The sequence below is a fragment of the Paenibacillus sp. FSL M8-0142 genome, from assembly GCF_038597315.1.
Taxonomy (GTDB): Bacteria; Bacillota; Bacilli; order Paenibacillales; family Paenibacillaceae; genus Paenibacillus_AQ; species Paenibacillus_AQ lactis.
The window spans coordinates 1,555,157-1,574,850 of the sequence record NZ_CP152008.1 but is presented as its reverse complement, the minus strand read 5'-3'; the positions used below and the strand labels follow the sequence as shown (position 1 = coordinate 1,574,850).

Here is a 19,694-nt window from a genome sequence, read left to right as displayed (position 1 = left end):
TATGCGAGTGCCTCCTCCCCACCGATTCCGCCCTTTCTATCAAGCCGCTTCCATCTTCGTGCTGGGGATGATCGTCGGCAGCATCGTCTACAACTCCCTGTATCATGCAGCCTACAATAAGCTGTGGGAGACGAATCTAGCCCAGCAGCTTCAGATCACCCAATATGAGGATGATATCGCGACGTTAAAAAAGTACAACAAGCAGACCACCGTCATTCGGGAAATTAAAATCCGAAGCGAGGAGAATGTGAGCGCGCCGCTCGATCCACTGATTTCGAAAGAGATCGTCAAGCTGATGTCGGAGGATCTCGCGGTGCTTCGCGGACGCAGCGTCTTCGATATCGACACGGACAGCAAGCTTACCCGCTCCCTGCTCAATGACAAGATTTATACCGTCAGAGAGAAGGATTACAAGGTTCAGATCCGAACCATGCTCGTTGTGGATGGCGTGCTTCAGATCTGGTTCACCGTCACCCCCGTGGATGCAAAGTCGACCGGATCATGATACAATATCGTTGCCAAGATTGAATCGGATCGACATGCTGCGTTCCAAGCGGACATGTTGTGAACCAAAAAGGAGCTTTTCCATGATAACCGTTATCCGTTATGCCCTGTTCATCATCCTGGTGCTGTCCGTCATCGCCGCCGCGCTGTACAGCATTCGGGCCCGGCGCGTTGCCGATCCGGCCGACCGCGGCTTCCATATGGCCATGATGAATCTGTACATGGGCATTATGCTCATCTCGCTGTCGCTCGTCTGCATGTTCCTGTTCAGGGGATCGACCCCGGCCGTCATCGTCGAAGCGGCGTTTTTGGTGCTCGGCGCCTTTAACCTTTTTGCCGGAATCCGAAGCCGGTCCTATTACAGCAGATTGAGGAAAGCACGCGCCGAAGGCTGATGGCCGTGTAGCCTAGTATATCCCACCGCAAGCCAGGCAGCTTCTACACATGCTTGACCTGCTTGTACATCAATAAGGGCATCCCGAAGGTTGATTTAACCTGCGAGATGCCCTTTTACTGCTTCCACTCTCCCGAATGTTTCCGTACGCCGCCGGTTCATTAGCCTTTCCTGCCAGCGATCGTATAGCTTTCTTATCCGTGCTTTCCTATACGCGATCCTTTTTCCTATCCGTGATCAATCGCTTGCATCGTCATGACCGCCTTGGCGATCGTACTGGACTGGTGCTGGATTTCAACCTCCATCTTGCACGTTTTGCGGCTGATCTCCAGCAGCTTCGGCATAATCAGAATCGGATCCTCGATCTGGACCGGCCGGAGGAAATACGTGGACAGATGATCCAGGACGTAATCCCAGCCGCTGATATCTTTAGCAGCCTTGACGGCAGCTTGACTCATCACCGTCGTCAGCACTCCTTGCGAAATCGTACCCAGATCCGTCGCCATCTGGGGCGTAATGAAACCGTGGAAGAACAGATGTCCTTCCTCATCCCGGTCCTCCGCAATGCCGTTCCAGATCAGCTGATCGAACGTCTCGCCGAGCTGAGGCTGGTTTCGCGCATCACGGAGCGCGCCGAGCACCTCCTTGCGGGTGACCGTGGCGATCAGCTTGCGGTTTTTGTCCACGATCGGCAGAAAATCGATGCCTTCCCACATCATGATCTGGGCGGCCGATGCAAGCGACGTTTTCATGCCGGCTGTCACCGGATTCCGCGTCATCGCCTTCTCGATCGGCTGCGTGTCCGCCATGCCTTCAACGTCCCGAACCCCGACAATGCCGATCACCCGGTTCCACTCATCCGTGACCGGATAGCGGTTCTGGCCCGTTTCCTGCGTGATCCGTTTAAACTCCTTCACGGTCACGGAGTTTTTCAGCTGATGGTTTCTCGGCTTTTCCAAAGCGATGTCTTCAACCAGCATGATTTTTTTCTTGATTAACCGGTCGAAAATAGCGCGATTGATCATCGAGGCTACGGTAAAGGTATCATGCCGGGAGGAAATGATCGGCAGGTCCAGCTGATCCGCCAGCTGCTTGACCTCACGGCTCGTTCCGAACCCGCCGGTAATCAGCACCCCTGCCCCCTGTTCCAGTGCAAGGGAGTGGGCGTCCTCCCGGTTGCCGACAATCATCAGGCTTCCGGCATCGATATATCGGATCATCGCCTCCACCTTCATGGCGCCGATCACGTATTTGTGCAGGCTTTTGTTCAGGCCCTGTGCGCCGCCGAGGACGTGGCCTTCCACAATTTCCACCACATCGGCGAAGGTCAGCTGCTCGGAAATGTTCCGGGGCTTGCGCTCGACGCGAACGGTGCCGATTCTCTCCTTCGTGACAACGATCCCAAGGCTCTCCGCCTCTTTCACCGCCCGATAGGCGGTCCCTTCGCTAACGCCCATCTCTTTGGCCAGCCGGCGAACGGAAATTTTACTTCCGATCTTCAGGCTTTCAATATGTTGAACCAGCTGCTCATGCTTGGTAATCGTATCATCACGTGCGTTCAACTGTTATACCCCCTAGTCCCTATCTGTACCATACTGTATCTATTATATCACGGGTGCAGCCTAAACATAACTAGGTGTATAACATAATCGCAAGGCTTTACCATGCGATTTCCGGGAGGTTTGTCATGCTGCCGGGAACTATGCCCTCCATTTTTTCGCGGGATTCCGAACCGGAACGGCTGCTTGCCTTTGCAGCAGTCAACGTTGCAAGACGACAGCCTCGGTTGCGTGTGTGGCGTTTTGACATGATCGCATGTGCTCAGGATACATATCGTCGCGGCAAACGCTTCGCAACGCACAAAAAAACTCCCCTGCCGGAGCAAAGCATGCCAAATGCATCGTAACACCGTACAGGGGAGTTCTTTTCATTTTTTTGTTCAACGGTCGTCGATTGCAGTCCTCAAAGCCCGCAAGTTCCCGCCAGGCTGACCGCTTCTGCGGCTTAATTGGCTTCCTGGCCCTTTTGCTCCTCCGGCCATTTCAGCTCCCACTGCCGCATCTTCTCCTTGCGGATCTCGTCAAGCGCCTTCTGCTTCGCTTCATCAACGCCGATCAGGTAATACAGATGCGAGGCGATGACAAGCAGGGCGAACCCGGCCCAAACCGCGCCGAACAGAGATACCCATGAGAACCCTCCGGAGAACGAAATGCTGGGAAGGGCGTATACAAGCATGCCGAGTGCTATCAGCAGATACGCCGTGTGCTTGAATTTGTTTCTCTTCTTTTTCATGGACGTTTCGCAGCTCCTCTACTCTTGAAATCTATATTCCTACTCTATGAGGAGAAGCTGCGATTTATGAGACAAGTTTTCAGTTTTTTTCGAGGATTCGCAAAAAACGGATCGGCTCAGGCTTGATTCGGGGCGTACAAATGCGCCAGGCTGTCCGAAATGATCTTGTTTACATCCTCGATGATGATGCTCAGGCGCCGCTCCGCATCGAAGAGGCGGCGGATGTTCAGATTCAAGCTCAGCACCTCGAACGACTTCTCCATCTTCTCCATTTCGTCCTGCGACGGCATATCGCCGGACATCATGCGCTGCTGCATCTCCATTTGCCGCTGGCGGAAATCATCCAGCATCCGCTTGCTGTCAGGGTCTGCCTCCACCAGCTTCATCGCTGCCGTAATCTCCTGGACCTCCTGGCTTTCCTTCATCGCTTTTGCCAAATCATGCGCTTTATCATAAATATTCATGTTCGATTCCCTCCAAATATATGGCGGTCTATTCACCGCCTAAAGATTCGCATTGCTTACTTGCCGATTCCTTACCTCCAGAGCATCGTCAGCAGCGATTGAAACAACCCGATGAATCCGCCAAGGAGGACCCCCAGCCAAGTAATCGCCCGGAATTCCCGCCCGGATACGCTGAGAATGACCTGCTCCAGCCGTTCGACGGGAAATTTCTGCACCTGCTCTTGAACGAGCTGCGGAAGATTCACCGCCTTCATCGCTACCGGAATACTGCGCTCGAGGAACCGGAGCCCTTTATCCAATAAGCCCGGCAGCACTGCTTCAATTGCCGGCATTCGCGGGCCGATGATCGTAGCCAGGCGCAGCTGCCCCAGCCGCTCGAGCCATTCGGACCATGGCAGGCTCTCATCCAGTCTGCGGCTGATCAAGGCTAAGCCGGGTTCACCCGCAGCCTGTTCGATCAGCTCGCCAAGCGGCATTTCTCCGTATTCCGCCAGCTTCCTTGCGATCATGTCCGCTACCGCCTCGCGGACCTTCTCGCTCTCCAGCTGTTGAATGAGCATGGGCGTCAGCTTCTGCACCATCTTCTCCTCATCTACGAAGATCGCTGCCATGGTACCGAGAAAACCGCCGGCTTTATCCATTAAGGATGAAGCCATTTTAGTCAGCATGCGCTGGCCTTCGGCTGACATCAGCGTACTCCCAAGCTCCTTCAGCACGATATCGGCCGCCTTTTCGCCCCAGCCTTCCAATGTTTCCTTCGACCAGCCGGGAATCAGCGTCTTCAGCGGCTTCTCATGCAGCCTATACTCCTGCCAGACCGCAGCCGCTCCCTTGGCCGTCAGTCTGCGAGCGGCCTGCTCCGCCCGAAGCTTGAGCTCCTCCCATTCCTCCGCGCTCCATACCTTCAGCGCCAATTCGTGAATGCTGTCCTCCGAGCCGTTCCATTCCTGAAGCTTACGGCTGATTGCCTCCTCAACCTTGCCGCGGAATGCCGGCTTGCGGATAAATTCCTGCAGGCCTTCGCTGGTCACGAGATAATCCGAGACCACATATCCTAGCGATTCGGCGATTTCATCCTTCCGCTTCGGAATCAGTCCCGGGGTGAAGGGCAGGCGGCGGCCCAGAAAGGTGACCTCTTTGCGCGGGTGAAACAGCATTTTGATCGCAAAGTGGTTCGTGATGCCGCCGACGAATGCAGCGACCCCCACGTTCACCAAAATAAACAGCCAGTTCGGCATTTCCTACACTCCTTTTTCACGAGCAGTACAATCACCAAGGGATATATGTCCTCATATGATGCATTACATGCAAATGATCAGATGAAGTCTTCGTCTGTTCACCTAGACATCCAGTTGTTTGTCGGAAGGAGATCCAAGATGTCCAAATCGAAATCCATGTCCCGCACCAGAACCACGATATCGCTGATCCATTCAGCCGGGCTGCCGGAGAACGATATCAAGCTGGGGGACCGGCTTATTAGACAGCTCCGAATTCCAACAGATGCACCGATACAGCTTGCTTTCGGCTCCTTCAAGCAGGAAATACGCGTCAGTCCGGGAGGAAAATCCAAGTCGCTTCGCCTGAACCCTACGTTATTCAACAAATCCGGACTTCTTCCAAGCTCCTTCATGAGTGTCAAGTACTTCCCCGCGGAAAGAATACTGAGGCTCGGTCCGCTTATCGGCGTCATGGTCAGCCGCTATCAGCCAGATGACCCCGCCAAACCGTTCGGATCGATCTCTTCCTTCTGCCTGGAAATGGTAAACGCCTGCAAAAAGCTGGGCGCTTATGTGTACTTTTTCACCCCTGACATGATCGGTACCAACCCTTCCACGCTCGAAGCCGTTTCCTATCATGATGGTTGGAAAAAGGTAACCGTTCCGGCTCCTGACGTCATCAATAACCGGCTGTCTACCCGCAAACTGGAGAACAGTCCTAGCGTACAGCATTTTATGAGAGAAGTAAAATCGCGATTCGGGACACATATCTTCAATGAAAAGTTCCTGGATAAATCCGATGTCTTCGAGGCGCTTGCACCTGACCCGAAGCTGCAAAAATATTTACCTGAATCCTATTTGCTCGGCGGCTACTCGATGCTCAAAAAAATGTGCAACGCTTATCAGACTGTCTTCCTCAAACCGGTTCGGGGAAGCCTTGGCAAAGGAATTATTCGGATTACCCGCTTAGGGAACGGCACCTATCAGACGATGACCACCTCCCTTGAAGGGATCAGTAAACACTCCTACTCCTCGCTTTCCAAGCTGTTCCGCAGCTTATCCGGCAAAATTAAAAAAACGCGTTACCAGATCCAGCAGGGGCTGGATCTGATCCGAATCAATCGCCGCAATGTCGATTTCCGGGCACTTGTCCACAAAGACAAAAGCGGAAAATGGGCGGTTACTTCCGTCGTCGCGCGCATTGCGGGCGGCAATCATTTTGTCTCCAACCTTGCCCGGGGCGGCACATTATCCCCCGTTAAGGATGCGCTGGCGATGAGCGGCATCCCGCAATCACTGAAGCAGACCGCGCCCGCCAGAATGAACAGGGCGGCTCTTGACATCGCCAACGGATTAGAGGCGGCGCTCCCGTACCACTTCGGAGAGCTGGGCATCGATCTGGCGATCGATACGAAAGGGCAGATTTGGCTGCTGGAGGTCAATTCCAAGCCCTCCAAAAGCGAGAACGCTCCGCTGAGCGCCACCTCCAAGGTAAGGCCCTCGGCCGTCCGCCTTGTTCAATACTGTCAATACTTGACGGGCTTTTAAAAGGAGAAACCTATGTCTTCTAGCATAAACGGCACCATCGGTGTCATGGTATGCCGCAGACCGGGCTCGCCTCCCTTTGCCGAGAAGCATTATTTAAGGGAACTCAGCTTGGCAGCGGAGAAGCTCGGAATGAAGGTATTTGTTTTTTGTCCGGATGAGGACGCCGGCCTTCCGCTTGCTCAGGCCGCCGGCAACCGGGCAGTCAGCATCAAGGGCTACCGCTTCCATCCGGACGACGGCTGGATCAGCGGAAGCTTCCCGCTGCCTGACGTCATTTATGACCGTTGCCTGCACGGCAGCGGCCAAGAATCGGCAGCCGCCGGCGAATGGATCAGCCGATTGTTGCAGCAGGGGTCCAAACTATGGTCACGCGGATTGCCGGGCAAGGCGAAGGTGCATCAGCTGCTCAAGCGCTCCCCATTGCTGAGGCCTCATTTGCCGGCAACGATCCGTTATACCGGGGCCGATTCGCTAAGCAGAGCTCTGCTTGCGCTGAACGGCAGCATCTTTATGAAGCCCAGTGGAGGCTCCCATGGGCGCCATTCATTATATATATCCTTGAAAGAGAACCATACCGCCTTGCTGCAAGGAAGAGACCGAAGCAATACGATATTCCGGCAGACCATTCCGGCACAGGAGCTGAACACCTGGGTGAGAAGCTTTACCGGAAGGCGCAGGTTTATCATTCAACCCTACCTGCAGCTTCATAACCAAGACGGGAACCCCTTTGACGTCCGGTCACTCGTTCAAAAAAATGACCGGGGCATCTGGTCCATAACGGGCATTGCGGTTCGCCAAGGCGCCGAGCAAGGAATGACCTCCAACCTACATGGAGGCGGCACAGCCTATCCGGCCCTTCCTTATCTAATATCCGAATTCGGTGAAGAGAAGGCGCGGGCGATTATGGACACCATCTGGAATTTGTCCGCCCGGATTCCCCCTCTTCTTGAGGAAGGCTTCGGCCGGCTTGGAGAGCTCGGGATCGATTTCGGGGTGGATACCCGGGGAAAGGTGTGGATCCTTGAGGCAAATTCCAAGCCGGGCCGGCGCGCATTCGTGCTGACAGGGGATTCCAAGGCCGCCCGGCGGTCCGTCGAACATCCGATTCAATATGCCCGTTATTTATTGCTTCGACAACTTAGGAGGGTAAATACATGAGTTTGAATTTCGGTAATATTCATTTCTCGCAGCAGCCCGAAAAAGTCGTCTTTTTGTCCGGTTCCTTAATGAAAAGTTTGGGGCTCTCGAGCAGGAAAACGATCAGGCTCCGCATCGGCACCGACTCGGTGAACGCGGTGGTGAAGCCGATTGACCGATCGGGAAAGCATATCTATGTGAGTGCCGGCACGCGGAACAGTCTCCATGTACCGAGGTCCGGGCCGGTCTATATCCATTCACCGCGCGACGGAGAAGTCGAGCTCGGCCCGGTGGTCGGCGTGCTGTCCGACGGCCCTCACAATCCTTCCAATCCCTTCGGTGCCCGCACCTCGTATATCCGCCAGCTTCTGCGGGAGGGCAACAAGAAGGTGTTCGTATATGCCTTCACCCCGCGGGACATCAATTGGCAGCGAAATACCGTGCAGGGCTATATGCTGGGCACGGGCGGCGGCTTTGTCCGTAAAACGGTGCCGCTGCCGGATGTTGTTTATAACCGGCTTCCAAGCCGAAAAACCGACTTTTCGCCCTTTACCAATCAATTAAGAGACCGGTTCCTCAAACGGAATATCAAATTCTTCAATTGGTGCTTCTTTAATAAATCCGATATCTATTCAAAGCTGGACGGCGACGTGCAGGCCGGCAAATATTTGCCGGAAACCTATAACAATCCGAGCCCGGAGCGGATCAAGGATATGATGGAGCGCCATCATTTCGTTTACTACAAGCCGTCCGCCGGCAGCCTGGGCCTTGGCATTTACCGCTTAACCTATCTCCCGAAAAAGGGATATTACGCCAGATACCACGGCAACGGCGGCAATACGCTGCTAAAGTTTCCGAGCTTCGGCAGCCTGATGCGGATGCTTCAATCCAAGCACGGGTCCAAGCTGAAGAGCTACGTGATCCAGCAGGGAATCCGGCTGATCGAAATCGACGGCTGCCCGATCGATTTCCGGTTCCATATGCATAAAAACGGCAGAAACCGCTGGACCCCTGTCGGGATTGGAGCCAAGAAAGCGGGAAGAGGCAGCGTGACGACGCATATCAAAAACGGCGGCTCCCTGCTGACCCCGGAGCAAGCGCTCTCCCGAGCCTTCGGTTCAAAAGCGAATGAAGTGCTTGAACGGGCCAAAGAAGCATCGATTGCCATGTCGGAGGCTATTGAAAACCACCACGCTCATCTGCTGGGTGAAATCGGATTTGATATCGGGATTGATGACAGCGGGAAAATATGGATGTTTGAGGCGAATTCCAAGCCGGGCAGATCGATCTTCAATCATCCTGCGCTCAAGGGAGAAGGCAGAGCGTCGGTTGATCATGTGATGGAGTACAGTATGCATCTGGCCGGATTTCACAGGGGGAATGACTCGTGACCAGTCGACTTGAAGGAGATGGGAAACCGGTCGTAGCGATACTGACCATGCATGATCCGCAGAACCTGTTCAGGGGCAACCGTCAGAACTTTCAAGAAATCATCAAGACCGGCAGAGATATGGGCTTTCTGGTCTATGTCGTGACCGTGCGTGATCTCAAGCTTCAGTCCCCGACAGTTAAAGGCTATATGTTCAACAGCGCCGATCAATCCTGGGAGCAGAAGCTATGTCCTCTGCCCCAGGTCATTTATAATCGGATTCCCAACCGCGACGACGAAGCTCTTCCATGGGTACGGCGAAAAATCAAGGAGATCCAGCAGCATCCGCGAATCGACCTCTACAATCCGTACTTCTTCAATAAGTGGCGGCTGTTCTCATGGCTGAACAAATCGCGCCTGACCAAGCAATGGACGCCGCTCACCAAACGTCTCAAAGGATTCCCCACGCTGCATGAGATGATCCGGAGAAAGCCCTATCTGTATCTGAAGCCGGAGGACGGCAAGGCCGGGCAAGGCATCATGAGCGTACGATTCCAGAAAAACCGCCCGCTCCCTTACCGCATCCAGATTCAAAACCACAAGAACAGCACGACCTACAAGGCAGCCTCCATCGAGCGGCTGTGGAACCGGATCTATCAAGAAACGAAGGGAAGCTCGTATCTGATCCAGCAGGGCATCGAGCTTGCACAGGTGCACGGCCGGGCATTCGATCTGCGCATACTCGTCCAGAAGACGGAGTCCGGCAATTGGGCTGTAACCGGAATCGGCGCCCGCATGGCCGGCGCCAAGAGCATTACCACCCATGTTCCGCGCGGAGGAACGATTGAGGACCCCGAGAAGCTGCTGCCGATCGTATTCGGCCAGGAGCAGGCCGAAACGATCCTGGGCGAAGTCCGTAAAGCCGCCCTGCATATCGCTAGGCAAATCGAAAAATGCTCCGGCTATGCACATGGCGAAATGTCTATGGACCTGGGCATCGACAGCGACGGCATCCTCTGGTTCTTCGAAGCCAACTCAAGACCGATGAAGTTTGATGAGCCTGCCATTCGCAAAAAATCGCTGGAGCGAATATTCCAGTACTCCAGCTATCTAATCAATCAACGATAGGTCCGGTTCGCCGGACCAATCGGCGATTCCACGAAAGGAGGGATCATGTGGAGATCACGCAGCTCTCACTCTCGCGCCCGGATGAATGGCCGTATGTCCGGCAGCAGTGCCGGGACTTTTTCCGGCGATACGGCAATAAGCGTTTAACCCTCACCGGCGTTCAGCGCCTCAGCTCGCTGACCTACGAACAATTGAAGAAGCCCGGCACCTCCATCATCGCCGCCACCGTTCGCGGCGATGTGGGCAGCATTCCGATTGGGATGTGTTATGCAGAGGATTACGGGGAGAGCGCCTGTCTGATTGCCGTTCATCCGCTCTACCGAAGCAGAGGAATCGGTTCTTCCCTGATCCGCTCTCAGCTGAGCCGGCTCGGGCGGCTTCGCTGCAAGGTGGCCGCCGACCATATCGCAAGCCTCAAAATATGCTTTCAGGCAGGGCTCCAAGCGACTGAAATCGAACTCGGCCCCACCGGCAAGCCTACGCTGGTTTTGAACGGAGTCATGGGCGCTCCCTCAAGTTCCTTTCGCTGTGATGTCTGAATCTATTCAAGAAGGTGAATTTTTGTGTCCAAACCTGTCTTAGGAATCATGACGCTTTACCTCGATGACCGAAAAAGACTGGAAGAGCGGCATATCTACGAGCATATGATCAAGGAAGGGAAATCGCTCGGGCTCGATCTATTTGTGTTCACCCCCGCGGACGTCAATTCGGCGCAAGGCTTGATCCACGCCATGGAATATGATCCAACATCCCGCAGGTGGGGCCGCAGATGGCGGCCGTTTCCGCATATGATCTTCGACCGATGCCGTATTCAAAAAAGCGCCCGCTTCCAGCAGCTGCTGCGGTTCCGCGCGCGCTACAGGCATCTGCTGTTTCTCAATCGGCCCCTTCGGAACAAATGGACCATTCATCAGATTTTATATACGAAGAAGCGTTTCCGCCCGCATCTGCCGGATACGCGGATCGTACAGAGCGTGAATGACGTCCACCGAATGCTGAAGGAGCATGATACGGTCTATTTTAAACCGATCAACGGCACCGGCGGACGCGGCATACTGAAGATTTCCCGCATTCCCGGGGTCCCCGGCACCTATGAAGTCCGCGGCCGTAACGCCAACCGCACCATCATCAAGCCGAAGCGGATGCCCTCAGGTTTTCTTGGCCAATACTTGTCAGGCTGGGGCGTGAAGGACCGATACCTGGTTCAGGAGGGACTCCATCTGGAGCTCCCGGACGGCCGGGTGCATGACTACCGGATGCTCGTTCAGAAAAACGGATCCGGCCAGTGGGAAGTGACCGGCTGCGTCGGGCGCGTCGGGCCGCCAAAAAGCGTAACCTCCAATCTGCACGGCGGCGGCCGTGCCGCCATGATGGAGGAGCTGCTGGAGAAGTGGATCTCGGATCCGGCCAAACGGCTCAAGGTCCGGGAGGATGCCGGTCAGCTGGGAGTGGACATCGCGCAATTTCTCGACGGTCAGTATGGGGGACTGTGCGAGATCGCCCTCGACTTGGCGGTCGATAAATCGGGCAGAGTCCTTCTGATCGAGGTCAACCCGAAGCCTTCCCGGGAAGTGTTCTCGCAGGTCGGAGATCTCGAAGCTTACCGCGTATCCATCTTGAGACCGCTTGAATATGCGCTGTATGTATACAACCACAGAAAGTCGGCAAAGAATGCTTAACCGGATATCATGCGGACATTGAGCAATAGCAGAACGGCAAAAAGGCTGTTGTCCAAGAAGACCCTCTTGGAAACAGCCTTTTTGTTTCGATTCATCGTCCGTCTTACTCCGCCTGATCGTGCAGACGGAGCAGCTGTGAGAACGAATGGATGACAACATCCGCTCCCTTTAGCTCCTGATCCGCTCCGAATCCGGCATAGTGGCAGCCGATGACCGTCTGTCCGTTCTCCTTGCCTGCCTCAACATCGGATGAACGGTCGCCGACCATCCAAGCATGTCCGATGTCATGCTGATCGAGCAGCAGTTTAACAAGGTCGACCTTCGTCGATGTTTGATGCTCGCCTGCACTGTATATTCCTTCAAAAAGCGGCATGATTCCTCTTGCTTCGGCAATGCCTTTCACATAATGCTCCAGTCCGTTGCTGGCCACGAACAGCCGGACGCCGCGGCGGTGCAGCTCCTCCAGCGTTTCCTTAACGCCAGGGTACAGAACCGCGGCCTCATTCTCCAAGCCTTCAAGCTCCAGCTGAAGCAGCAGCTCGTCCGCCCTCCGGTGAGCCTCCGGCGTACCGCTTGGCAGGACTTTCTTCCAAATATCCGGAAGGAGCATCCCCAGGCAGCTAAGCATGAGCTCCTCATCCGGCGTTTCGCCTTCGTAATGGCCCTCTTCACGCAAAATGTCGAACAGCTTGTGATAGGCGGGCAGCAAAAGCGTCTCCGTTTGGAACAGGGTTCCGTCCATGTCGAAAATCATCGCTTCCGGTTTGATCAACGTTGCGGTTTTTTCCAAGTCTGGTCCTTCCTTTCACTCCTATGATTTGTCTCTGTCTCCCCTCATCATAAAGGAAGGCATTCTCAACTGCAAACGACATTTCTTGCGCACGGCATAAAAAAATCGTAACTACAAAGGACTTGTTGTGGTTATAACCTATAGAGGAATAACGAAAGGATGAAGAAGATGTCCTTGCAGAACGAATCTTCCCAGACCCAGCACATTCACAATCTGGAATCGGAGCTGCTGAAGGAGCTTAGCCGCTACGAACAAGACGAACAGGCCGCCATCTTGAAGAAGATGATCAGCCGTCTTCGCAAAGAACGTTATATCCGCAGTCCTCTGCAGGTTGTAGGCGAGATGGTTCGAACCCCGTTCATCTGGCTCCTGATGACTGCAGGGATCGCACTCCCTCTGCTGGTGTATGCTTTGCTGGTATGGGTGTCGCTTGCTGTAGAGGGATGACCCCCTTCGTTTGCCGATTCATTTCTTCCTGCCCGGCTGCCAGACCATGACGGTGACTGCACACAGAATCGATGTAATCATCGGCAGAAAGCCCAGACCTCGAGGCAGGTGCATATCGCTTTCGAAGAGCAGGCGGCCGGCAATCGCAATCATATGATTCAATGCGGCACCTCCTGCAAACCCGCAAGCCAAGGCCATGATTAGAAGCGGAAAGCCTCTCATGCCCCGGTCTCCTTCCCCCTTCGCAGGCTTCGTCTGGCAGCGCGAGCCGTCTCTACCGAAAGCCAGAACATGAAGATCGCCATGACAGGGTGCAATGCCCCTGCTGCCGGAACATTGGCCGTGAAATACTGTGCGAAAACGAGCAAAAGCAGCGCCAGCGAGCTCCACTTGTAACGAGCCGCCATGCTCCCCGCGAATCCGGCGATCAGCATGAGCAGCGGCACGATCTCAAAGATATGAACAAACATGACATGGCTTCTCCACATCGATCCATCACGAAACAGCGCCAGACCTGCAAGCAAGGTTTGAACCGCGATACAGACCGTAAGCAGCCAGGCCAATCCGACGAACGTCCCGCCAAAGAAGGTCTCCCTTCCCTTTGAAACCACTTTTTCCTTCATCATCCTGCTCCTTTTCTTGATCATCGGTATGATTCATGCCATCATCCTATCACCGTCATGTTGCGAACCTGTGACGATCCTTTGCGGGTTGCGTGAAATTTTCCAAAGTCGGCTGGAAACCGTATATAATGGGGGAAAATCAAGGTTACGCCTACCATTGGCCCAACATAGGAGGGGAAACGCACAATGTCGCACACGCTGCTGCTCGTGGATGACGAACGCAAGGTTATCGAGTTTATGGAGCCCTTCCTCCGTCAGGAGGGATTTCGGATTATAACGGCTGCCTCCGGGAAAGAAGCGCTTGACAAAGCCAAGCAGTTTAAGCCGTCCCTGGTCATCCTCGACTGGATGCTGCCGGAAATGAGCGGGATCGAGGTATGCCGGGAGCTTCGAAAAACGAGCCGGGTCGGTATTATTATGGTGACGGCCCGGATCGAGGAGACGGATAAATTGATCGGGCTGGAGGTCGGCGCAGACGATTATGTGACGAAGCCGTTTTCCTTACGGGAGCTTGCGGCCAGAATTCGATCGGTGCTGCGCCGAATGGATCAGCAGGACATGGTGCATGAAGACAAGCTGGTACGGGGAGAGCTCACAATCTCGGAATCCTCGTGCCGCGTGTGGAAGGGCGGAAGGGAGCTGCAACTGACGCCGACCGAGTTCAAAATATTGCTTACCCTCGCTGCAAGGCCGGAGGTCGTATACAGCAGACTGCAGCTGCTGCAAGCGGCAGGTGAAGATGACATCTACAATGACGAGCGAACCGCGGATGCCCATATCAGCCGGATTCGTAAAAAGATCGAGGATGACCCGGCAGCCCCCGTCTATATTAAAACCGTATACGGATTCGGCTATCGGTTTGAGCAGCCATGAGCGCAGGACGTAAAATCTTCTTCGTCATTGCTTCGTTCATCGTAGGGATGAGCGCGGTATTCGTTATGCTGACCTATATCGTAATACGCGACTCCATGGACGTGATGCTGCAGCATTCCCGCAAGGAGGAGCTCTTGGAAATATCGGAGAGCCTGACACGTTACTATACAGAGAACGGGGGGAGCTTCGCCGGTGTAGAGACCGAGGCAAGCGCGCAGGAGCCCGTGCGGAAAACCGGTCACCAGGAAAGCATTCTGCTCGTATCGCCGGACCAAACCTTACTGCTGCACCAAGGGACAGCCCAGCCAAAACTGATCCGGAACCTGGGCGTCATGCGGGAGCTTACGGCCGACGGAAAGCTCATCGGGAAGCTCTATTACTATGATACGGATGTGGCCAATCTGACCAAGCTGCGGATCGGTACGCCGACCTCCATCGCGATTTTGCTGGGAGGCGGCGCGCTCTTGTTCGTGCTGCTGTCACTCGGTGCAGCCTATTGGATATCCAGAAGGCTGACGTCGCCGCTTCGGGCGCTGATCCCGTTCATTGACCGCCTGGGCCAAGGCGAATACGGCATCCAGGCTCCGGTTGTCTCGAAGGATGAATACGGAAAGGTGGCGCTTGCCTTTAACGGCATGTCCTCCAAGCTGAAGCAGGCCGAGGTTGTCCGCCGCAATTTGGTTGCGGATGTCGCCCATGAGCTTCGCACCCCGCTGACCATCGTCCGCGGCAAGCTCGATCTTCTGCAGCAGTCCGGACAACCGATCGAGCCTACAGGCCTGCTTCCGGTTCAAGACGAGTTGATTCGACTGACCCGGCTGGTAGGTGATCTGCATCAGCTGTCCCTTGCGGAGGCAGGCAAGCTCCCGTTGGACGTGAAGCCTTGTGATATGACCAAGCTGCTGCAGCGGCTTATCGAACGGATCTCGCCCGAAACCGAGGACAAGGCTTTGGTTGTACGATTCACGAGCACTACGGCCAATACGACGGTTCCGGTCGATCCGAACCGGATCACCCAAGTATTTCTGAATCTTCTGATCAACGCGATCCGGTACACGCCGGAAGGCGGGGACATCTACGTTTCGCTTCATGAAGACGAGGACTCGAAGCGGCTTCGTATCGATATCCGGGATTCGGGCCCGGGGATTGACGAGGAACATCTTCCGTATCTCTTTAATCGCTTCTACCGTACCGACCAAGCGCGCGCCCGTCACCAGGGCGGCATGGGGCTGGGGCTTGCAATCGCCAAGGAGCTGGTTGACTCCCATGGCGGGGCTATCGAGGTGGAGAGCCGGCTCGGACGCGGGACGACATTCAAAGTCAGCTTGCCCTATCTCCACCCGGCCAGCTGACCGGATTGATTCAGTTGGGCTTTGAGACTGGTGCCATCGTCTAAGAAAATACCGCTAACGCTATGCACATGACAAAGACAGGCTGCATGAGGGGCATATTTGCCCTCCGGCCTGTCTTTTGCGTTCTGTTCATACCCTGCATGCAGCCCTATCCTCAGAAGATTTTCTTGGTCGCCCGGTCATCCTTAATGATTTCCACCGCTTCACGGAACCGGATCGAGTGGATAATTTCGCGCTCACGCAAAAATTTAAGACTGTCCTGCAAATCCACATCATCTGTCATATCGATGAGCCACTGATATGTAGCGCGCGCTTTCTCTTCCGCCGCAATATCCTCATACAAATCGGCGATCGGATCACCCTTGGCCTGAATATAGCTTGCGGTCCAAGGAACCCCGGCTGCGTTCTCATAGTACAGTGCATTGTCATGATTCGCATAGTGTGCGCCGAGACCTGCCGCCTCAAGCTCCTCCACGGTCGCATCCTTCGTCAGCTTGAACACCATCGCGGCAATCATCTCCAGATGGGCAAATTCCTCCGTCCCGATATCGTTGAGCAAGCCGATCACCTTATCCGGGATGGTATAACGCTGATTGAGATAACGCAGCGCCGCTGCAAGCTCTCCGTCCGCTCCTCCGTACTGTTCGATCAGAAATTTCGCCATTCTCGGATCGCATTTACTTACCCGCACCGGATATTGAAGCTTCTTCTCATATACCCACATGGACTCTTTTACGCCTCCTTCATTAGCTCTACGCGTTTCTACGGGCTGCATGCAACAATCGGCACACCATCGGCTGCAGCCCGTTGGTATACCCTCCTACACCTGCCAAGGCCATGGCCCTTGAGCCCATTCGAACGGATATTTGGAGTAAGCACGGCCAAAATTCTGGAGTGGTCCGTACAACTCCTGGAAATGCTTCGCGAGGATCGTTCGCTCCTGTGTCAGCTTATTGAACTGTTCAATGCTTTTAAGATCATCAGGATGGGTGTCTAGGTACAGGTTCAGCTCGACAAGGACAAAGTCCAATGCCTGCAGCTGCTCCAGCAATTCGTAGTACTTCGGATCTCCGGCCTGAGGTCTTCCATCAGTCACGGCCTTTCACTCTCCTTTAAATTTACGTGATGTGTACGGACTGTACAGTGCGGGCCACAGCGTTCCATGCCTTAACGCCTCGGCAGGACTGAACTGCGGCAGGCCCGGCGGTTGAAAGACAATAAATTGATTGACCGGCACGACATACGTTCTGTACGGTTTGGGGGGGCAAGGATCAAACGGGGAATGGAATACGGAATATACACGCTCCTCTGGATTTGCCTTCAAAGGGGATACCTCCTTCTCTATTTACGGTAGCGGTTCTTCTTATAGGGTTCTTCGTAAATAACATATGTCAATCGCCCAGAAAATGAACTTCAAAATGACAAAAAAACCCTTCCCGCGAAAAATTACCGCGAAAAGGGTTGTCTATTGGTGCAGCTGTGTCAAAACTTGATTTTAATTTGGAACAAGCCGGCCTTGCGCATAGCGGCGTAAATAATGATAACGAGCGGGCCGATAAAGAACCCGATCACGCCGACCAGCTTAAAGCCGACATACATGCTGATCAGCGCAGGCAATGCGCCGATGCCCACGGCATCCCCGATCACCTTCGGCTCCAGTACCCGGCGAATGACCGTAATCAGGATAAATAGAAGGATAAGGCCGACTCCCGTAAAGATATCCCCCACGACAAGCTGGTAGATCGACCACGGCACCAAGACGGAGCCGACGCCGAGAATCGGAAGGATATCGACAATCGTAACCAGGAGCGCAATGGCGAGCGGGTAATTGATCCCCAGCACCAATAGTCCGAGCAATGTAATGACATATGTGAACAAGCTGAGGATAAGCTGTGCCCTTAAAAATCCGAAAATGGATTTTTTCAAGCTGAGCAGCACTTCATTCACCTGCGACTGGGACGACTCGTCAAACAGAGACAGTACTTTTTCGCGCATCGTGTCCAGGCTGTAGGCGAACATATACACAGCGACAAAAAATACGATGGACGTGACAAACAGATTCGGCAAGGACTTGGCGAAGGACAAAAAGGCCGAAGATACCGAGTTGACCAGCGACTGGACATAAGATGAAATATTCGACATAAACTGTGTCAGGCTGTCCGCCAGCCCTGGCGAAATGCCGTTTAACGCGTCCTGTGCTTGAATAATCGTATGCTGCAAAAACTCGTTCGCACTTTCAAAATATTGCGGTGCCCGGCTCCAATACTCGACGAGCTGGCTGAACACCTGCACTCCGATCAAATACGCGAGTGCAAGCAGGAGCAGCAGGAACAGCGTGCTTGTCACCGTCACTGCAGCCAGGCGCTTGAATCGAAGCCGATTGATCAGGAGCCGATTGAGCGGCTCCAGGGAAATCGCAATGACGATCGCCAATAAAAACGGCGCTCCCACCGTAAACATACCGTACAACAACAAGAGCCCCAGCGCGATAAATATCAGCTGCTTAATCGACATAGTCCACTTCCTAATCCATAGAATCTAGCCGTGCTATCAGAGACTGCCCTCCGGCTTCTGATGAATAATGACTCGGGTTACGCGCAGACGGGTAGACTCCTCGACTTCAAACACAACGCCGTCAAACGTTGCTTTCCTCCCTACGACGGGGTTGCCTTCCAGCTCGTTGAACAGCCAACCGCCGATGGAGTCGATATTCTGCTCTTCAATCGAGAGCCCCGTCAAATCATTCACGTCCTCAATAAGCATGCGTCCATCTACGGAGATATAATGGTCATGCACTTCCACTTCCGGGCGCTCGTCCTCAAACTCATCATACAAGTCCCCGACGATCTCCTCAAGAATCTTCTCGGCGGTCAGAATCCCTGCCGTTCCTCCGTATTCATCCACGACAAGGGCCATCTGCTCGTGTCTGGCTTGCATTTGGCGCAGAACCTGGCTGATCTCCATCGACTCGGAAACGTCCATAATCGGTCGGACCAGCGCCGCAAGATTGCGCTGCTTGTCAGGCTCGGCCAGCAGAAGATCGGTAATGTGGACGAATCCGATAATGCGGTCCTTGTTGTCGGTTGCGACCGGATAGCGGGAATGTTTCGTCTCGGTGATAATTCGCAGATTCTCTTCTAGGGAGTAATTCGTGAACAGACAGATCATGTCGGTTCTTGGCAGCATGATTTCACGGGCCTTCAAATCGGAGAAATCGAACAGGTTGTCCATCAGCTGCATTTCATTCTGGTCGATAACGCCGCTCTTCGCGCTCTCGTTCATCAGGATGCGGATCTCTTCTTCCGAGTGCGCAGCCTCCGCCTCGCTGGCAGGCTCGATTCCGACCAGCTTCAAGATGCGGTTCGCCGATGCATTAAGCACCCAGATCACGGGCAAAAAGATCCGGTAAAACCAGAGCAGCGGCGCCGACAGAATCAGCGCAGTGCCCTCGGTTTTCTGAATGGCCAGCGATTTTGGCGCAAGCTCCCCTAATACAATATGCAGGAACGTGATGATGCAGAAGCCGACCGCAACCGAGATCGTGGTGATGACTCGTTCATCCGTAAACCCTATGCTGTGCATGATCGGGGCGACAAGAAGCTCCGATATCGCAGGCTCTCCGATCCATCCGAGACCCAGCGAGGTGAGCGTGATCCCCAGCTGCGTAGCCGACAGATAGGCGTCCAGCTTCTGATTGACCTTTAGCGCAAAGCCGGCAAGCCTGTTCCCTTCGCTTACGAGCTGGGTTAGCCGCGACTGCCGCATTTTGACCAATGAAAACTCGGCAGCCACGAACACGCCGTTCAGCAGTACTAGCAGTAATACCAAGAGCAAATTCAAAATCAGTTTCCCGACCTCAAATCCCTCTGTCATGATG

24 protein-coding genes are annotated in these 19,694 nt (G+C 54.3%); 12 read left to right on the top strand and 12 right to left on the bottom strand.

The annotated features are described in order from the left end of the window. The first annotated feature begins 1 nt into the window (after position 1). The gene (locus NSQ46_RS07545; protein WP_028403866.1) at positions 2-505 is read left to right on the top strand and encodes a hypothetical protein; all 504 of its coding nucleotides are present in this window, start codon (positions 2-4) and stop codon (positions 503-505) included. 82 nt (positions 506-587) lie between these two features. After that, a complete protein-coding gene (locus NSQ46_RS07540) occupies positions 588-899 on the top strand; it encodes a YtpI family protein (RefSeq protein WP_210094376.1) in 312 nt (103 codons plus the stop codon). Between the two features lie 226 nt (positions 900-1,125). Here NSQ46_RS07540 and NSQ46_RS07535 read toward each other — a convergent pair whose 3' ends face one another. Then, positions 1,126-2,460, bottom strand: a complete 1,335-nt coding sequence (locus tag NSQ46_RS07535; RefSeq protein ID WP_007127394.1) for a DRTGG domain-containing protein — start codon at positions 2,458-2,460, stop codon at positions 1,126-1,128. Between the two features lie 125 nt (positions 2,461-2,585). Between NSQ46_RS07535 and NSQ46_RS07530 the strand changes: the two genes are divergently transcribed. After that, positions 2,586-2,804, top strand: coding sequence for a hypothetical protein (locus tag NSQ46_RS07530; RefSeq protein ID WP_210094377.1), 219 nt, complete (start codon positions 2,586-2,588; stop codon positions 2,802-2,804). A 98-nt stretch (positions 2,805-2,902) separates the two neighbouring features. Here NSQ46_RS07530 and NSQ46_RS07525 read toward each other — a convergent pair whose 3' ends face one another. The 3 genes from NSQ46_RS07525 to NSQ46_RS07515 all read right to left on the bottom strand — a co-directional run bounded on the left by NSQ46_RS07525 (position 2,903) and on the right by NSQ46_RS07515 (position 4,892). Beyond that, complete coding sequence (locus tag NSQ46_RS07525) at positions 2,903-3,190, bottom strand: hypothetical protein (RefSeq protein WP_007127393.1); 288 nt, start codon at positions 3,188-3,190, stop codon at positions 2,903-2,905. 116 nt (positions 3,191-3,306) lie between these two features. Further along, complete coding sequence (locus NSQ46_RS07520) at positions 3,307-3,654, bottom strand: YlbF family regulator (protein ID WP_007127392.1); 348 nt, start codon at positions 3,652-3,654, stop codon at positions 3,307-3,309. A 71-nt stretch (positions 3,655-3,725) separates the two neighbouring features. Continuing rightward, complete coding sequence (locus tag NSQ46_RS07515; RefSeq protein ID WP_210094378.1) at positions 3,726-4,892, bottom strand: DUF445 family protein; 1,167 nt, start codon at positions 4,890-4,892, stop codon at positions 3,726-3,728. A 138-nt stretch (positions 4,893-5,030) separates the two neighbouring features. Here NSQ46_RS07515 and NSQ46_RS07510 point away from each other — a divergent pair, with 138 nt between their 5' ends. Genes NSQ46_RS07510 through NSQ46_RS07485 form a run of 6 tightly spaced genes read left to right on the top strand, consistent with a single transcriptional unit; the run spans position 5,031 to position 11,732 of the window. After that, complete coding sequence (locus NSQ46_RS07510) at positions 5,031-6,419, top strand: YheC/YheD family protein (RefSeq protein WP_034272224.1); 1,389 nt, start codon at positions 5,031-5,033, stop codon at positions 6,417-6,419. Positions 6,420-6,431: 12 nt separating this feature from the next. Then, complete coding sequence (locus NSQ46_RS07505; protein WP_210094379.1) at positions 6,432-7,577, top strand: YheC/YheD family protein; 1,146 nt, start codon at positions 6,432-6,434, stop codon at positions 7,575-7,577. Further along, positions 7,574-8,947 carry a YheC/YheD family protein gene (locus NSQ46_RS07500; RefSeq protein WP_210094380.1) on the top strand — a complete coding sequence of 458 codons (1,374 nt, stop codon included), beginning with the start codon at positions 7,574-7,576 and terminating at the stop codon, positions 8,945-8,947. The genes NSQ46_RS07505 and NSQ46_RS07500 overlap by 4 nt, the downstream gene beginning before the upstream one ends. Then, on the top strand, positions 8,944-10,053 hold the full coding sequence (locus tag NSQ46_RS07495; protein WP_007127387.1) for a YheC/YheD family protein: 1,110 nt from the start codon (positions 8,944-8,946) through the stop codon (positions 10,051-10,053). The genes NSQ46_RS07500 and NSQ46_RS07495 overlap by 4 nt, the downstream gene beginning before the upstream one ends. A gap of 47 nt (positions 10,054-10,100) precedes the next feature. Then, a complete protein-coding gene (locus NSQ46_RS07490) occupies positions 10,101-10,592 on the top strand; it encodes a GNAT family N-acetyltransferase (protein WP_144868256.1) in 492 nt (163 codons plus the stop codon). Positions 10,593-10,616: 24 nt separating this feature from the next. Then, entirely contained in the window at positions 10,617-11,732 is a 1,116-nt protein-coding gene (locus tag NSQ46_RS07485; protein ID WP_342576588.1) for a YheC/YheD family protein, read from the top strand. A 103-nt stretch (positions 11,733-11,835) separates the two neighbouring features. On the opposite strand, the gene NSQ46_RS07480 is transcribed toward NSQ46_RS07485, so the two are convergent. After that, positions 11,836-12,522 (bottom strand): HAD hydrolase-like protein, encoded by a 687-nt coding sequence (locus NSQ46_RS07480; protein ID WP_007127384.1) that lies wholly within the window; start codon positions 12,520-12,522, stop codon positions 11,836-11,838. Between the two features lie 159 nt (positions 12,523-12,681). Here NSQ46_RS07480 and NSQ46_RS07475 point away from each other — a divergent pair, with 159 nt between their 5' ends. Further along, positions 12,682-12,969 carry a hypothetical protein gene (locus NSQ46_RS07475; RefSeq protein WP_244869080.1) on the top strand — a complete coding sequence of 96 codons (288 nt, stop codon included), beginning with the start codon at positions 12,682-12,684 and terminating at the stop codon, positions 12,967-12,969. Between the two features lie 18 nt (positions 12,970-12,987). On the opposite strand, the gene NSQ46_RS07470 is transcribed toward NSQ46_RS07475, so the two are convergent. Continuing rightward, entirely contained in the window at positions 12,988-13,191 is a 204-nt protein-coding gene (locus NSQ46_RS07470) for a DUF5957 family protein (protein WP_144868260.1), read from the bottom strand. Further along, on the bottom strand, positions 13,188-13,595 hold the full coding sequence (locus NSQ46_RS07465; RefSeq protein ID WP_341342313.1) for a DUF6220 domain-containing protein: 408 nt from the start codon (positions 13,593-13,595) through the stop codon (positions 13,188-13,190). Before NSQ46_RS07465 ends, NSQ46_RS07470 begins: the two co-directional genes overlap by 4 nt. 183 nt (positions 13,596-13,778) lie before the next feature. Between NSQ46_RS07465 and NSQ46_RS07460 the strand changes: the two genes are divergently transcribed. Next, a complete protein-coding gene (locus NSQ46_RS07460; protein WP_007127380.1) occupies positions 13,779-14,465 on the top strand; it encodes a response regulator transcription factor in 687 nt (228 codons plus the stop codon). Then, positions 14,462-15,817 carry an ATP-binding protein gene (locus tag NSQ46_RS07455; RefSeq protein ID WP_028403858.1) on the top strand — a complete coding sequence of 452 codons (1,356 nt, stop codon included), beginning with the start codon at positions 14,462-14,464 and terminating at the stop codon, positions 15,815-15,817. The genes NSQ46_RS07460 and NSQ46_RS07455 overlap by 4 nt, the downstream gene beginning before the upstream one ends. Before the next feature lie 154 nt (positions 15,818-15,971). Here NSQ46_RS07455 and NSQ46_RS07450 read toward each other — a convergent pair whose 3' ends face one another. The 5 genes from NSQ46_RS07450 to NSQ46_RS07430 all read right to left on the bottom strand — a co-directional run bounded on the left by NSQ46_RS07450 (position 15,972) and on the right by NSQ46_RS07430 (position 19,690). After that, positions 15,972-16,541 (bottom strand): manganese catalase family protein, encoded by a 570-nt coding sequence (locus NSQ46_RS07450; RefSeq protein ID WP_007127378.1) that lies wholly within the window; start codon positions 16,539-16,541, stop codon positions 15,972-15,974. A gap of 96 nt (positions 16,542-16,637) precedes the next feature. Beyond that, positions 16,638-16,913 carry a spore coat protein CotJB gene (locus NSQ46_RS07445; RefSeq protein WP_007127377.1) on the bottom strand — a complete coding sequence of 92 codons (276 nt, stop codon included), beginning with the start codon at positions 16,911-16,913 and terminating at the stop codon, positions 16,638-16,640. 6 nt (positions 16,914-16,919) lie between these two features. Next, positions 16,920-17,141 carry a spore coat associated protein CotJA gene (locus NSQ46_RS07440; RefSeq protein ID WP_007127376.1) on the bottom strand — a complete coding sequence of 74 codons (222 nt, stop codon included), beginning with the start codon at positions 17,139-17,141 and terminating at the stop codon, positions 16,920-16,922. Between the two features lie 158 nt (positions 17,142-17,299). After that, on the bottom strand, positions 17,300-18,331 hold the full coding sequence (gene ytvI / locus NSQ46_RS07435; protein ID WP_007127375.1) for a sporulation integral membrane protein YtvI: 1,032 nt from the start codon (positions 18,329-18,331) through the stop codon (positions 17,300-17,302). 36 nt (positions 18,332-18,367) lie between these two features. Further along, positions 18,368-19,690, bottom strand: coding sequence for a hemolysin family protein (locus NSQ46_RS07430; RefSeq protein WP_028403857.1), 1,323 nt, complete (start codon positions 19,688-19,690; stop codon positions 18,368-18,370). Positions 19,691-19,694: the final 4 nt, after the last annotated feature.

Excerpts from the sequence above, each read along its gene's own strand:
- NSQ46_RS07545 (WP_028403866.1), top strand. The coding sequence starts at position 2 with ATGCGAGTGCCTCCTCCCCACCGATTCCGCCCTTTCTATCAAGCCGCT.
- NSQ46_RS07540 (WP_210094376.1), top strand. The coding sequence starts at position 588 with ATGATAACCGTTATCCGTTATGCCCTGTTCATCATCCTGGTGCTGTCC.
- NSQ46_RS07530 (WP_210094377.1), top strand. The coding sequence starts at position 2,586 with ATGCTGCCGGGAACTATGCCCTCCATTTTTTCGCGGGATTCCGAACCG.
- NSQ46_RS07525 (WP_007127393.1), bottom strand. The coding sequence starts at position 3,190 with ATGAAAAAGAAGAGAAACAAATTCAAGCACACGGCGTATCTGCTGATA.
- NSQ46_RS07520 (WP_007127392.1), bottom strand. The coding sequence starts at position 3,654 with ATGAATATTTATGATAAAGCGCATGATTTGGCAAAAGCGATGAAGGAA.
- NSQ46_RS07515 (WP_210094378.1), bottom strand. The coding sequence starts at position 4,892 with ATGCCGAACTGGCTGTTTATTTTGGTGAACGTGGGGGTCGCTGCATTC.
- NSQ46_RS07510 (WP_034272224.1), top strand. The coding sequence starts at position 5,031 with ATGTCCAAATCGAAATCCATGTCCCGCACCAGAACCACGATATCGCTG.
- NSQ46_RS07505 (WP_210094379.1), top strand. The coding sequence starts at position 6,432 with ATGTCTTCTAGCATAAACGGCACCATCGGTGTCATGGTATGCCGCAGA.
- NSQ46_RS07500 (WP_210094380.1), top strand. The coding sequence starts at position 7,574 with ATGAGTTTGAATTTCGGTAATATTCATTTCTCGCAGCAGCCCGAAAAA.
- NSQ46_RS07475 (WP_244869080.1), top strand. The coding sequence starts at position 12,682 with ATGAAGAAGATGTCCTTGCAGAACGAATCTTCCCAGACCCAGCACATT.
- NSQ46_RS07470 (WP_144868260.1), bottom strand. The coding sequence starts at position 13,191 with ATGAGAGGCTTTCCGCTTCTAATCATGGCCTTGGCTTGCGGGTTTGCA.
- NSQ46_RS07465 (WP_341342313.1), bottom strand. The coding sequence starts at position 13,595 with ATGATGAAGGAAAAAGTGGTTTCAAAGGGAAGGGAGACCTTCTTTGGC.
- NSQ46_RS07460 (WP_007127380.1), top strand. The coding sequence starts at position 13,779 with ATGTCGCACACGCTGCTGCTCGTGGATGACGAACGCAAGGTTATCGAG.
- NSQ46_RS07455 (WP_028403858.1), top strand. The coding sequence starts at position 14,462 with ATGAGCGCAGGACGTAAAATCTTCTTCGTCATTGCTTCGTTCATCGTA.
- NSQ46_RS07450 (WP_007127378.1), bottom strand. The coding sequence starts at position 16,541 with ATGTGGGTATATGAGAAGAAGCTTCAATATCCGGTGCGGGTAAGTAAA.
- ytvI (WP_007127375.1), bottom strand. The coding sequence starts at position 18,331 with ATGTCGATTAAGCAGCTGATATTTATCGCGCTGGGGCTCTTGTTGTTG.
- NSQ46_RS07430 (WP_028403857.1), bottom strand. The coding sequence starts at position 19,690 with ATGACAGAGGGATTTGAGGTCGGGAAACTGATTTTGAATTTGCTCTTG.